Below are 13747 nucleotides of genomic sequence, written 5' to 3'. Positions count from 1 at the left end.
AGTCGTGATTTTTGTGGGGGCAATTATGAAAGAAAAATTATCTTTATACCAGGAACGAATCAAAACGTTCTGGACAAATCGCAGTAAGATACAAAAAGGATTAATGATTGGTTCTGGAATAGCTGTCATTCTTGCCCTGGTCATGGTGAGCATCTTTGCATCCAGCTCAAAAATGGTACCCCTTTACAATGGCTTGACACTACAGGAAGTAGGTCAAGTGAAAGCAGAGTTGGATACGAGAGGTGTTCCTTACGAATTGACAGAAGGCGGAACGACGATCATGGTTCCGGAGCCGCGAGCAGAAGCGCTGCTCGTTGATATGGCCGCCTCGGGACTGCCGAGCAGCGGTTCGATTGATTACAGCTTCTTCAGTGCCAATACTTCCTGGGGGATGACGGATAATGAGTTCGGCATGATCAGACTTGATGCCATGCAGAGTGAACTCGCCAATCTCATGATGGGGATTACAGGCATACAAGATGCGCAGGTGATGATTAATCTGCCAGAGGAAACCGTTTTTCTTGATCCTGATTCACAGCAGGCCGCCTCAGCTTCGATTGTGTTGGGGGTTCAGCCCGGATATCAGCTTGAGAATCAGCAGATTGAAGCGCTCTACAATTTAGCTTCAAAATCTGTGCCAAATCTTTCTAAAGATAATATCGTCATTATGGACCAGAATTTTCAGTATTATGACACAGAAAATTCAAATTCTCCTGGTTCTGGAGATCTTTATACATATCAGCAACAAGTGAAACAAGATATCGAGCGCGATATCAAGCAGCGAGTTCAACGTATGTTAGGTCAAATGATTGGGCAGCAAAAGGTCATTGCGACGGTCACGGCGGACATTGATTTCACTCAGGAGAATCGAGTGGAGGAACTGGTCGAGCCGGTTGACCCGGAAACGATGTCAGGTTTACCTGTGAGTGTCGAGCGTATTGAAGAAACATATGAAGGCGGGGTTCCTGAGGACGGTGGCGTCCCGGGTGCTGGTGATGAAGACATCGCAAACTACCCAGCCGGCGTCACTGGAGCAAACGGGGATTACGAAATGACTCGTGAGACGATCAACAATGAATTCAACCGGATTCGACGCAACATCGAAGAAGCCCCTTATAAAGTAAGGGACTTGGGCATTCAGGTTGCGATCGATAATACCCGTACAGACGAAAACGGAGAAACCATTACCCTTACGGCACAAGAACAGCAAACGGTGCAGGATGGCGTCCAGTCCATTTTGGATTCCATGATTACGACCTCGATTAATGGTAGCTACGGAGAAGTGAATCCTGATGAGAAGGTATCGATCGTATTTCAGGAGTTTAATGGACAAACCGTACCACAGCAGCCAGGCTTCAGTATCCCTGTATGGGCATACGCGGTAGGTGCCGTTCTGGCAGCCATCATAGGCGTGCTTGTATGGATGCTGGTCAGAAGAAGGAACGAAGAAGAAGAGGAAGAATATGAGGAAGTATTTGAACGTGTTCCTGAAGAAATTCCGGACATTGAAGAGAAGTTCGATGAATCGACACAAAGAAGAAAGCAACTTGAAAAAATGGCACGTGATAAACCTGAAGAATTTGCAAAACTATTGCGATCATGGATTGCAGAAGATTAAGGAGGTCCCTCAATGGCCTTAAAGAAATCGGAATTAACAGGAAGGCAGAAAGCGGCTGTACTGTTAATTTCCCTTGGGCCGGATGTGGCAGCTCAAGTTTATAAACATCTCAATGAAGAAGAAATTGAACAACTTACATTAGAAATCTCTTCTGTTCAAAAGGTTCAAGCGAAGGAAAAAGAGGAGATTTTGGAGCAGTTCCACCAAATCGCCTTAGCGCAGGATTATATCTCCCAAGGGGGAATCGGCTACGCGAAAGAGATTTTGGAGAAAGCCCTAGGGGATGATGAAGCGTCGAATATCATCGGTCGACTGACCTCCTCCCTGCAGGTGAGACCTTTTGATTTCGCCCGGAAGGCGGACCCGAATCAGATTTTGAACTTCATTCAAAATGAGCACCCTCAAACCATCGCACTTGTCCTTTCGTATTTGGACTCTGCGCAGTCAGGACAGATTTTATCAGAACTTCCGCAGGAGCTTCAGGCTGATGTTGCGAGACGTATCGCAACTATGGATTCAACTTCTCCGGAAGTGATCAGTCAGATTGAACAGATTCTAGAGAAGAAGCTTTCAACGACCGTGACACAGGATTACACGGAAACGGGCGGCATTCAGGCCGTAGTCGAAGTGCTGAACGGAGTAGACAGGAGTACCGAACGGACGATTTTGGATTCCCTTGAAATTCAAGACCCTGAACTTGCGGAGGAAATCAAAAAACGTATGTTCGTCTTCGAAGATATCGTCACACTCGACAACCGTGCCATCCAGCGCGTCATCCGTGAAGTGGAGAACGAAGATCTGCGTTTGTCTCTTAAAGTCTCCAGTGATGAGGTCAAAGAACTCGTATTCAGCAATATGTCGAACCGCATGGCGGAGACTTTCAAGGAAGAGATGGAATTTATGGGACCTGTCAGACTGCGTGATGTCGAGGAAGCACAGACGAGAGTCGTTTCCGCCATCCGTCGTCTCGAGGATGTTGGTGAAATTGTCGTAGCACGTGGCGGAGGAGATGACATCATTGTCTAGTCGCGTAATTAAGATCAAACCGCTGTATCAGGCAGAAGCCCCTGAAGAGCAATCGACCGTTACGGAAGAAGAAAAGGCATTACAGAAGCGCGAAGAAGCCGAGAGGAAATTGAGCGAAGTTGAACAATTGAAGAAAAGCGCTCAAGAAGAATCGGATCAGCTTAGAGAGCGTGCACAGCAAGAGATTCAACAAGCTCGTGAAGAATGGTCAAAAGAACGGGAAGCGCTTATCGAAAATGCTAAAGAAGAAGGCTACCAAGCAGGCTTCAACCAAGGATTGCAGGAAGCAGGGGAGCAGTTCGAAGAGAAGCTGGAAAAAGCGAACAGGATCATCGACCAGGCGAATGAATCGTATCATCAAACCGTCCAATCGAGCGAAGAGACCATTGTTGAGCTCGCACTGAGAAGCGCAGAGCAGATTCTCGGGTACGAGCTTGATGAGAAGAACGAGGCATTTGTTGAAGTGGTGAAGCGTGCCATCCAGGAAGTTCAAGAACAACCTGAAATCACGGTCACTGTCCATCCTGACCAATATCATCACGTATTCTCTCAAAAAGAAGAGCTTCAGCGGATCACTCATTCAAGAGCCGATCTTTCCATCTATGTTCGGGACAATGTCGATTTGCACGGCTGTTTAATCGAGTCTCCTTTCGGCTTGATTGATGCAGGCGTGGACCAGCAGTTGAAAGAGCTGCGCCAGAAACTATTCGAGGTTGTCAATGAGGAGCTTGGACATGAATAAAGAAGCTTACCTTCAAGCAATCAAGCGAACGAACACGTTCAAGCGCTACGGGAAGATTCATAGAGTAGTCGGACTGATGGTCGAGTCGAAAGGACCGGATGCGTCCATTGGAGACATGTGTTACATCTACCCTCCGAATTCTATGGATGAACCGATCACAGCAGAAGTCGTAGGGTTTCACAGTGAAAACATATTGTTGATGCCTTACAAGGAAATGCGTGATATCAGCCCTGGAAGTCTCGTTGAAGCGACGGGTCAGCCGATGAAAGTAAAAGTAGGCATCGGCTTAATGGGACAGGTCCTGGATGCTGTCGGTCATCCACTTGATGGAAGTGCTCTTCCTAAAGGGTTAAAGATGTACCCGACCGAACAAGAACCACCTAACCCTCTGTCGAGACCGACCATTCGTGAGCCGATCCAAGTCGGTGTCCGAGCGATTGATTCGCTGCTTACGGTTGGAAAGGGACAGCGTGTCGGAATTTTTGCCGGTAGTGGTGTCGGGAAAAGCACACTAATGGGTATGATTTCGCGAAACAGTTCTGCCGATATTAACGTCATTGCTCTAATTGGAGAACGAGGACGGGAAGTAAGGGAGTTCATTGAGAATGACCTTGGACCAGAGGGGTTGAAACGCTCGATTGTCATCGTCGCAACATCCGATCAACCCGCACTCATGAGGGTTAAAGGGGCCTATACCGCAACAGCGGTAGCCGAATTCTTCCGTGACCTCGGCTACAATGTCAATCTGCTGATGGACTCGGTGACCCGTTTCGCAATGGCGCAGCGTGAGATTGGGCTTGCAACAGGTGAGCCTCCTACAACGAAAGGGTACACGCCCTCTGTATTTGCGATGCTGCCGAAGTTGCTTGAACGCACCGGGACAAGCAGTAAAGGCACGATCACCGCTTTTTATACCGTGCTCGTAGACGGGGATGACATGAATGAACCCGTTTCGGATACGGTGCGAGGAATCCTTGATGGTCACTTTGTACTTGATCGCAGACTCGCCGAACAAGGGCAGTTTCCAGCGATCAATACGCTGAAATCAATCAGCCGGGTCATGAAGCAGATTGCTACGGAAGAGCATATGAAAGCAGCCGAAGAGCTCAGGGCAAACCTCGCAACGTATGAGGAGAACAGTGAACTAATTCAGATTGGTGCCTATAAGAAAGGAAGCAGCCGCGAGATTGATCAGGCTATTAAATATCACCCTTCAATTATCCAGTTTCTTAAGCAGGGGATTCATGAGCCATCAAGCTTTGAGCAGTCTTCTGAATTGATGCGTCAATTATTCGAGTAGGAGGGGTTCTATGGCTCGAATCGAAATCTTTCATAAGATGAGGGATTTAAGAGACAGGGAAAAGCAGGAACATCAGAAAAACTATCAGCGATCTGTTGAAGTTTTTGAAGAGAAGGCAACACTGCTCTATGAAACATTGAAAGAGAAAGAAATGGAAGAATTCCGCTTCGAAAAACAATTGGCCGAACAGTCCGTTCAGGCCATGTCTTTCATCCAGCATCAGCAGTATATCGAAAGGCTCGAGGAGAAGGTCAAATCCCTCCAGCCTAGAGTAAATCAGGCGAGAGAGCAAATGAAGACGAAACAGAAGCAATTAACAACGGCACACGTAGAAGTGAAAAAGTTTGAAAAGATCATTGAACAAAAGGTGGAGAAACAAGAGCAATGGGTGAAAGAAGAGGAAAGTAAATTCATGGACGAATTATCGATGCAACAATACTTAAATTTCCAGAATAGGTGATCGAATGGCAAAAAGTGAACAAGCCAAACAAGAAGGTGGAAGCAAGTTACAATGGTTTATCTTTGTCATTGTCATTCCTGTTGGATTTGCCATCACATTAACCTTAATCATCTTCACGATCCTTGGCATCAATGTGTTTGAAAAGGCTGAAGAATATGCGAATCGTGTTCCGGGTCTTTCTGAGGTTGTGACAACAGAGGATGAACAGGCTGCAGCGGATGAAACGAGTCAATTAGAGGCGACGATCGCCAACAATAACGCTCAAATCGAGCAGCTTGAGCAAGAGGTTGAATCCAAGCAGTCCACTATTGATGAATTGAATATGCAAATTGAAAGCCTGGAAAATGAACTCGTTTCAGCCCAGGAAAGTGAAGAACAAACGAGTGAAAAGGTCGGCGAACTTGCGACTTCATTTCAAGGCATGGATGCAGAAGAAGCCGCACCGATCATCTCAAATATGAGTGAAGCCCTCGCTGTACAGGTTCTCGAGCAGATCTCCAGTGAGGAAAGAGGCGAGATCCTCGGAGCAATGGAGCCGGAGACTGCAGCAAATCTTGCCAGCTCCTTTTTAGGGGCACCATCATCCTAAAACAAGAGACATCCTTTGAAAGGGGGTGAATCAATATGAACAGCGTAATGGCGTTAATGAGCCAGCCGAGCAAAGTAACCTCGCTATTTTCCACCGTTTCAAAAGAAGGTGCAAAAGACTTTCAAAAGCTTTTGTCAGCCGTTCAATCAGACGGTGAGGGTGGTGATATGGCACTGTTGGTGTCAGAAGACAAGGTGAAACAGTTATTAAATGAGATCAAGAAACTTCTAGAAGAAGCAGGTATTGATTTGAAATCACTTTTTCCAGACTTAGAGGAAGGAGTATCATTCGATCAGCTTTTTGCCAAGATTGAAGCAAACCTAACATCAGAGGAACGTCCTGTAAACGAGAAAGGTCTTGAACAATTGAAGGAGCTTGTAAACATTCTTCAGGAATCACCCGTCGACCTTCCGAATCAAACCGTTCAGAAAGCAGAAGAGCTTGCTGCAACGATTGCTGCTCTAGTAACCGCAGCGCCATTTGAGCCCAAACCGGTTTCAAAGCCTATGGATCAACAGCGCATCGAGGTAACAGCGAAACCCGGAAACATAGAAGCCAACCAACATCAAACAGAAAAACATTTACATAATTTATGGCAGAAATTCCAGCAGCTGACGCATCGAGTCACAACGGGAGAAGAAAAGGGAATTCAGATGGATCCCAAAACCGCTATTGAAGTCAAGCAGGTACTGCAAGAGCTGAACAAGCTGTTAAAACAGCAGCCGAACCAAGGGAAAGAGCTTCTGAACCAAATGATGAAGCAAGGCACGGAGACGGAAAAGCAATTGTTTAAAGATTTGTTCCAGTCTTTTCAAAAGAGACAAAATCTCCCGCAGTCGTATCACCAACAGGTCCCTGTAAAAGGGAAGGACATTGTGAAGTGGGTTTCCCAGTCTTTAGAAACGCAACAAGCGAATGATGGGACTCAGAAAGCTCCGATCACCCAGGGAGGCGGGGTTCAACCTCAAATGACCATGTCTAAAGTCGAGCAGTTTGTTGTACATGTGAACCAGAACCAGTCGCAAGGTGCTAAACAACAGGAGTTCATCCAGCAGTTTGAACGCATTTTGCAGTCGAGCAAACTGTTCTCTAATCGAGCAGGCGGAATGGAAATGCAGCTCAAGCTGAAGCCTCACAACTTAGGCGACATGATGGTGAGGATGGTCCAGGTGAACGGCGAAATGGCTGTGAAAATCCTCGTAAGCAGCCAGGCTGCAAAAGAGATGCTGGATGGAAATATGAATCAATTGAGGCATATGTTCTCTCCACAGCAGGTCATCGTTGAGAGGCAGGAGAACCTGCAGGCTCAGCAATCCTTTTTCCAAGATGCTGAATTGAACGAAGACGACCAGCAGCAACAAAACAGGCAGTCAGCAGGTGAGGGAGATTCAGGAGAAGATAACGGCGAAGAAGAAGAACTTTCCTTCCACGACGTACTCATGAACGAGAAAGTGTAGGTGATCGAATATGACGAAAATCGATCCTTCCTTTTATCTGCAGAACCAACAGACAAGAGGTTCAGGCGATAGTTCGTTAGGAAAAGACGATTTTTTGAAGATTTTAATGGCACAGATTCAAAACCAGAACCCTTTAGATCCGATGAAGGATAAAGAGTTCATCTCTCAAATGACACAGTTCTCAAGCTTAGAGCAGATGACGAACATGTCCCAGGCTTTCCAGTCATTCTCACAATCTCAGTCTCTCCCACCTGTCATTCAGTACAGCCATTTAATCGGCAAGGAAGTTTCGTACCCTGTGCTAGATGAAGAGACAGGCTTTGTAGACCGGATTGAGACGGGAGTTGTCCAATCTGTCAACCAGAAGGACGGCAAGACGCAGCTCGAGCTTGAAGGCGGGCAGTTTGTGAACGTTTTTGATATTCAGAAGGTGAGGAATGAAGCGGAGCAGGAGTCGAGTGAAGACGGACAGGTAGAAGACTCGAGCGGAACGGATGAATAAATTTCATCCTCACATTCACCAGCTTCACCCGCCATTACCGGCGAAGGCAAAAGCCACGGAAGCGAAACAGACGGATACGTCCTTTCGTGATGTTCTGGATGAAGCGGCGCAGATCAAAGTGAGTAAGCATGCTAAAGAACGTCTGCAGCAGCGGAATATCAAGATTGATGATCAACAGTGGGACGCGATTTCATCAAAGATGACAGAAGCGAAAAAGAAAGGCATTACCGATTCGCTCGTCATTACGGATGAGGCGACGCTGGTCGTCAGTACGAAAAACCACACTGTTGTCACAGCGATGTCAAGGAACGAAGCAAGCTCTAAGATTTTTACAAATATCAACGGCACAATTCTTATGGACTAGGCTGGACCCAAATCGGGAGGCCTTAACAGACCGTGGATTGATTGAAGCGGCTGATTTTTCATTCACATGAAAGGAATGGTAATATGCTACGTTCGATGTACTCAGGAATCTCCGGAATGAAAGGTTTTCAGACACAACTGGACACGATCGGTAACAACATCGCAAACGTCAACACCTACGGATATAAGAAGGGTCGTGTGACGTTTCAGGATATGATGAGCCAGACGGTTTCAGGAGCACAAGGCCCAACTGCCGCACCGGGTGAAGACCCTGGAGTCGGCATTAACACGCGAGGGGGATTAAACCCATCTCAAGTGGGACTTGGTTCTCAAATCGGGTCGATAGATACGATTCACACGCAGGGGAACAGACAGACCACGAACCGACCGCTTGATATTGCTCTTGAAGGAGACGGTATGTTTGTTCTCGCAGAGGGAACAGAGGAAAACCCGATTGACACCGTTGCGAAGACGTTTAACGATGGATTGGAAGGTCAAACCCTAAGTTTTTCCCGCGCGGGTAACTTCTACTTAGATAATGATGGGGCAATTGTGAACAACAATGGACAGTATCTCGTCGGTGAAGCGTATGAGATTGATCCTGATGCAGAAGTGAATGAGTCGTTAGGCGAGGCAGGGGTCATCACAATCCCTGCAGACGCACAAAGTTTCAGCATTCAGAATAACGGGATTGTGAATTACATCGATGCACAAGGCCGCTCCAAGGCAGCCGGGCAAGTACGTCTGGCTCAGTTCTCGAACATGAGCGGACTACAAAAGATTGGATCGAACACATTCCAGAATACAGATAACGCTGGACTTTCGACGTTTGAAAATGATGGTGTGTTCGATACGTTTGAAGACATGACGGTTCCAGGACAGAATGGTGCAGCTCAAATGGTATCAGGTGCACTCGAGATGTCGAACGTCGACCTTGCTGAATCGTTCACGGAAATGATCACAGCACAGCGTGGTTTCCAAGCGAACACCAGAATCATTACAACGTCTGATGAAATTCTTCAGGAACTGGTCAACCTTAAACGATAAATAAAAGGGGGAAGGAAGGCTCTCACATGAGGGTCTTCCCAACACTATGATTTCGCTCACCAGATTAAATGGCGAACCATTCACCTTCAATGCGATGTACATAGAACAGGTTCAATCGAATCCGGACACAACCATTACGACGACTAAAGGAAAAAAGTTCGTCGTCAAAGAACCGGAGGACGTCGTCATTAAACGTAGTAAGAAGTTTTACCGGGAGATTGGTCTGCTTAGAATTGTCGATTAGGGAGAGGGGGTTAGGCGATTATGTTTAGAACGATGATCATTATATTGAGTACGCTCACCGTAATCGGTGTTGTGGCCCTCATTCTTGTTTTTAATTTGAATAATGAACCCGAGGAAGCAAGCGGAGAGCGATCGATCGATGAAATTCGTGAATCCTCACTGTTAACCGAAGAAATTACAACGGATCTTGAAGATGGGGACTTCATTCGAATACGATTTCGCATCGTAACCGACAGCACAGACGCGCTGGAAGAATTAGAAAAGCGCGATTTCCAAATGCAGAACGTTCTGATCAAAGAACTGGCGACGATGGAAGGGGAAACATTCCAGTCCGGTCTCAGTGGACTGGAAGAGACCGTGAAGCTTAGATTGAACCAGGTCATGCAAGAAGGAGAAGTGACCGATGTTTATACAGTGGATAAGGTGCTTCAATAGCCTGACGAGTGAACAAAGGGGGTGAGGTTTTGGCAGATGAAGTTCTTTCACAAAATGAAATAGACTCCCTCTTATCCGCTTTATCAACCGGTGAGATGAATGCCGAAGAGTTAAAGAACGAGGAAAAAGAGAAAAAAGTACGCGTCTATGATTTCAAACGTGCGCTTCGCTTTTCTAAAGACCAGATTCGCAGCTTATCAAGAATCCATGAGAACTTTTCACGATTATTGACAACGTATTTTTCTGCACAGCTGCGCACCTATGTGAATATCGAAGTCGCATCTGTAGACCAACTGCCATACGATGAATTCATTCGATCGATCCCGACGATGACCATTTTGAACATTTTCAGTGTCCCTCCTTTAGAAGGAAGGATTTTGATGGAATCGAATCCGAATATCGCGTATGCCATGCTTGACCGCGTGTTAGGCGGGCGGGGAAGCAGTGTCAACAAGGTGGACAATCTGACGGAAATCGAAACGACGATCATGTCTCACTTATTCGAACGTTCACTCGAAAACTATCAGGAAGCCTGGGGATCGATTGTAGACATCGACCCGATTCTTGAAGAATTCGAAGTGAACCCGCAGTTTTTACAAATGGTATCTCCAAACGAGACCGTAGTCGTTGTGTCCTTGAATACGACGATCGGGGAGACGAGTGGAATGATCAACATTTGTATTCCTCACGTCGTCCTTGAGCCGATCATTCCGAAGCTTTCGGTCCATTACTGGATGCAGAAGCAGCAGCCGAAGGAGCGGAACGAAGAGGAAGTCAATGCTCTCTCGAAAACCATACGAGGAGCAGAAGTGGATGTGCGTGCGATGCTTGGAGAAGCGAGTATGTCCATAGAACAATTCCTTGATTTAAATAAAGACGACGTCATCCGGCTTGACCAGCCGATCGATCAACCGATGCGGATGAAAGTGGATGATGAAGACAAGTTTTATATTCAACCAGGGAAGAAAAAGAATCATTTAGCTGTTCAAATCATCGAAGAGCTGAGAGGGGAGGCTGAACTAGATGAATGATGATATGTTATCTCAAGATGAAATTGATGCGCTATTAAACGGTAGCGATGACGATGAAGATGTGGAACCACAGCCAGCACCCGATCTGAACGATCAGATTTCCAGTCTTGAAGAAGACGCATTAGGGGAAATTGGCAATATTTCGTTTGGAAGCTCGGCCACGGCCCTTTCGTCCTTACTCAATCAGAAAGTAGACATTACGACACCGAAAATCTCGGTGGTACAGAGGGCTTCACTGCCGAGTGAATTTCCAAAACCTTATGTCGCGATCGGGGTTCAATACACAGATGGTTTCTCAGGAGAGAACGTTCTTGTGATCGGCTCTCAGGATGCAGCGATCATTGCCGATTTAATGCTCGGGGGGGACGGGACTTCGCCTGATGAGAACTTGAGTGAGATCGCGTTAAGCGCTGTGCAGGAAGCAATGAACCAAATGATGGGGTCTGCTGCGACAAGCATGTCGACGATCTTTGATAAGAAGGTGGATATTTCACCTCCGACTGTGGATGTTCTAAATCTGGAAGAGGACAAAGGAACCGAACAGATTCCAGATGATGAAATTTTAGTTAAGGTTTCGTTCCAGCTTAGGGTCGGAAACTTAATTGACTCCAATATCATGCAGCTTCTGCCCGTTGGATTTGCGAAGGAGTTAGTGGATCAACTATTGAATCCGGAAGCTTCCAGCGAGCAGGAACCAGCGACTGCGGCACCGGATCCTGCTCCGACACCACAACCACAGCACCCTGCCCAGCCAAGTGCGCCGGAACCGCAAGCTGCACCGGATCAACAGTCGAACATGTACCAGCAGCCACCACAGCAGCAGGTACCACAGCAGCAGGTACCTCAACAGCAGGTACCTCAACAGCCACAATTTGTGGGGGGGCCTCATGGACGAGGTGTTCAAGAAGCGGATATTCAGTCAGCTGAGTTCCAAAACTTTGAGTCTGTTCAGCTGAGCAATGAAGAACACCGGAACTTGGATATGCTCATGGACATACCGCTAAAGGTAACGGTTGAGCTCGGTCGTACAAGACGTACCATTAAAGAAATCCTTGAACTATCAGCAGGTTCTGTCATTGAGCTTGATAAGTTGGCGGGGGAACCGGTCGACATTCACGTGAATGAGAAGCTGATGGCCAAAGGTGAAGTTGTCGTCATCGATGAGAACTTTGGTGTTCGAGTCACAGATATATTAAGTCCAAAAGATCGATTAAGCAAACTACGCTAGGGGAGGAATACAAATGGCACAAAGTATTTTGATTGTTGATGATGCAGCATTTATGAGAATGATGGTGAAGGATATCCTGACGAAGAATGGATATGAAATCGCAGGGGAAGCAGAGGACGGGAAGAAAGCCGTCGAAATGTACAAAGAACAACAGCCGGATCTTGTCACGATGGACATTACGATGCCGGAGATGGACGGTATTGCTGCTCTTAAAGAAATTAAATCCGAGAACCCGGAGGCTAAAGTGATTATGTGTTCTGCAATGGGTCAACAGGCGATGGTCGTTGACGCGATTCAAGCAGGCGCAAAAGACTTCATCGTAAAACCGTTCCAAGCTGACCGCGTCATCGAGGCCATCCAAAAAGCACTGAGTTAAGAGGGTTACGTATGAAACAAATGGTTAGAATCATCCTGGTTTTACTAACGATGAACATGTTATTCCCTGTAGTTGGACAGGCATCGCCTTCGAGCTATGAATGTATAGTGAATCCCGACCAAAAGGGTTGTTCCTCTAATGATCCTGCTGAAGATTCAAATGAATCTCCAGCAGGAACGGGAGAGGAAGCAGTAGAGGCTCCAGAACCATCACTGGTTGGCACGATTGTAAGACTGGTCGCTGTTCTTCTCCTTGTCCTCGGTTTGATTTATGGACTGTTGAAATTCTTCAATCAGAAGAACAAGCTGTTCAGCCGAAACCGGACGATGGAAAATCTCGGCGGAATGAATCTTGCTCCCAACCGCTCGATTCAAGCGGTAAGAGTGGGAGAGCAGGTGTTTATCCTAGGTGTCGGCGATACGGTTCAGATGGTGACGGAAGTGACTGATGAGAAGACAAAAACCTCGCTGTTAAACCGTGAAGATAACCAGCAGAAGCCTGCGAGCTTCAACAACCTGTTGAAACCTTTGAAAGCTTCGAAGGAATCGACTGCAGATTCCGCTACATCGACGGCTCAATTTCAAGAGCTGTTTGAAAATCAATTGAATGATATGAAGAAAAAAACGAAAGAAGCGAGACGTCAGAAGCAGGAGGATCAGCACCATGAATGAATTTATTGATATTTTCTCAAGTTCTGATCCTGAAAGCATATCGACTTCTGTGAAGCTGTTACTGCTATTAACGATTTTATCGGTCGCACCAGGGCTTTTGATCTTAATGACGAGCTTCACGAGAATCTTGATTGTACTCTCGTTCGTTCGAACGTCTCTTGCGACGCAGCAGATGCCTCCGAACCAAGTGCTGATTGGTATTGCGTTATTTTTGACCTTTTTCGTGATGGCTCCGACGTTTCAGGAAGTGAATGATGAAGCATTGACACCGCTTTTCAACAATGAAATCACACTGGATGAAGCGTATGAAGAAGCGAGTATTCCGATGAAGGAATTTATGGCAAAGCATACGAGGCAGAAGGATTTAGAGTTGTTTATGGGCTATTCTGAAATGGAGAGGCCGGAGACGATTCAAGATGTTCCGCTCACGACGCTCGTTCCGGCATTTGCGATCAGTGAACTGAAAACGGCGTTTCAAATGGGTTTTATGATTTTCGTACCGTTTCTCGTCATTGATATGGCAGTCGCCAGTGTTCTGATGTCCATGGGTATGATGATGCTTCCGCCCGTCATGATCTCACTTCCATTCAAGATTCTGTTGTTTGTGCTCGTAGACGGATGGTATTTAATCTCGAAATCGCTGCTTGAAGGCTTCTAAC

Annotated in this window: 17 protein-coding genes; all 17 read left to right on the top strand. The window is 46.5% G+C overall.

The window, feature by feature from the left end; translation table 11 throughout:
* The first annotated feature begins 25 nt into the window (after nt 1-25).
* The 17 genes from fliF (at nt 26) to fliP (ending at nt 13746) form a co-directional block, all read left to right on the top strand.
* Complete coding sequence (gene fliF, locus LCM20_RS00910; RefSeq protein ID WP_225193543.1) at nt 26-1618, top strand: flagellar basal-body MS-ring/collar protein FliF; 1593 nt, start codon at nt 26-28, stop codon at nt 1616-1618.
* Between the two features lie 12 nt (nt 1619-1630).
* The gene (gene fliG, locus LCM20_RS00905; protein WP_225193542.1) at nt 1631-2644 is read left to right on the top strand and encodes a flagellar motor switch protein FliG; all 1014 of its coding nucleotides are present in this window, start codon (nt 1631-1633) and stop codon (nt 2642-2644) included.
* On the top strand, nt 2637-3386 hold the full coding sequence (gene fliH / locus LCM20_RS00900; RefSeq protein WP_225193541.1) for a flagellar assembly protein FliH: 750 nt from the start codon (nt 2637-2639) through the stop codon (nt 3384-3386). The genes fliG and fliH overlap by 8 nt, the downstream gene beginning before the upstream one ends.
* Nucleotides 3379-4686: a flagellar protein export ATPase FliI gene (gene fliI, locus LCM20_RS00895; RefSeq protein ID WP_225193540.1), complete on the top strand. Its 1308-nt coding sequence runs from the start codon at nt 3379-3381 to the stop codon at nt 4684-4686. The genes fliH and fliI overlap by 8 nt, the downstream gene beginning before the upstream one ends.
* 10 nt (nt 4687-4696) lie before the next feature.
* Complete coding sequence (fliJ, locus tag LCM20_RS00890; protein WP_225193539.1) at nt 4697-5146, top strand: flagellar export protein FliJ; 450 nt, start codon at nt 4697-4699, stop codon at nt 5144-5146.
* A gap of 4 nt (nt 5147-5150) precedes the next feature.
* Nucleotides 5151-5735 carry a MotE family protein gene (locus LCM20_RS00885; RefSeq protein WP_225193538.1) on the top strand — a complete coding sequence of 195 codons (585 nt, stop codon included), beginning with the start codon at nt 5151-5153 and terminating at the stop codon, nt 5733-5735.
* Between the two features lie 35 nt (nt 5736-5770).
* Complete coding sequence (locus LCM20_RS00880) at nt 5771-7192, top strand: flagellar hook-length control protein FliK (RefSeq protein WP_225193537.1); 1422 nt, start codon at nt 5771-5773, stop codon at nt 7190-7192.
* A 10-nt stretch (nt 7193-7202) separates the two neighbouring features.
* The gene (gene flgD / locus LCM20_RS00875) at nt 7203-7694 is read left to right on the top strand and encodes a flagellar hook assembly protein FlgD (RefSeq protein WP_225193536.1); all 492 of its coding nucleotides are present in this window, start codon (nt 7203-7205) and stop codon (nt 7692-7694) included.
* On the top strand, nt 7687-8058 hold the full coding sequence (locus tag LCM20_RS00870) for a TIGR02530 family flagellar biosynthesis protein (RefSeq protein WP_225193535.1): 372 nt from the start codon (nt 7687-7689) through the stop codon (nt 8056-8058). The genes flgD and LCM20_RS00870 overlap by 8 nt, the downstream gene beginning before the upstream one ends.
* A gap of 83 nt (nt 8059-8141) precedes the next feature.
* Nucleotides 8142-9104 carry a flagellar basal body rod protein FlgG gene (flgG, locus tag LCM20_RS00865; RefSeq protein ID WP_225193534.1) on the top strand — a complete coding sequence of 321 codons (963 nt, stop codon included), beginning with the start codon at nt 8142-8144 and terminating at the stop codon, nt 9102-9104.
* 46 nt (nt 9105-9150) lie between these two features.
* A complete protein-coding gene (locus LCM20_RS00860; RefSeq protein WP_225193533.1) occupies nt 9151-9348 on the top strand; it encodes a flagellar FlbD family protein in 198 nt (65 codons plus the stop codon).
* Between the two features lie 32 nt (nt 9349-9380).
* Nucleotides 9381-9782: a flagellar basal body-associated protein FliL gene (gene fliL / locus LCM20_RS00855; RefSeq protein WP_263621888.1), complete on the top strand. Its 402-nt coding sequence runs from the start codon at nt 9381-9383 to the stop codon at nt 9780-9782.
* 29 nt (nt 9783-9811) lie between these two features.
* Nucleotides 9812-10813, top strand: a complete 1002-nt coding sequence (fliM, locus tag LCM20_RS00850) for a flagellar motor switch protein FliM (protein WP_225193531.1) — start codon at nt 9812-9814, stop codon at nt 10811-10813.
* Nucleotides 10806-12041, top strand: coding sequence for a flagellar motor switch phosphatase FliY (gene fliY, locus LCM20_RS00845; protein WP_225193530.1), 1236 nt, complete (start codon nt 10806-10808; stop codon nt 12039-12041). Before fliM ends, fliY begins: the two co-directional genes overlap by 8 nt.
* A gap of 13 nt (nt 12042-12054) precedes the next feature.
* A complete protein-coding gene (locus LCM20_RS00840) occupies nt 12055-12417 on the top strand; it encodes a response regulator (protein ID WP_225193529.1) in 363 nt (120 codons plus the stop codon).
* Nucleotides 12418-12428: 11 nt separating this feature from the next.
* The gene (locus LCM20_RS00835) at nt 12429-13088 is read left to right on the top strand and encodes a flagellar biosynthetic protein FliO (protein WP_225193528.1); all 660 of its coding nucleotides are present in this window, start codon (nt 12429-12431) and stop codon (nt 13086-13088) included.
* On the top strand, nt 13081-13746 hold the full coding sequence (gene fliP, locus LCM20_RS00830; protein WP_225193527.1) for a flagellar type III secretion system pore protein FliP: 666 nt from the start codon (nt 13081-13083) through the stop codon (nt 13744-13746). The genes LCM20_RS00835 and fliP overlap by 8 nt, the downstream gene beginning before the upstream one ends.
* The last annotated feature ends 1 nt before the right edge of the window (nt 13747 follow it).

Origin of the sequence: Halobacillus litoralis, assembly GCF_020171725.1 — a bacterium.
Lineage (GTDB): Bacteria > Bacillota > Bacilli > Bacillales > Halobacillaceae > Halobacillus > Halobacillus litoralis_F.
This window is presented reverse-complemented; position numbering and strand designations above follow the sequence as displayed.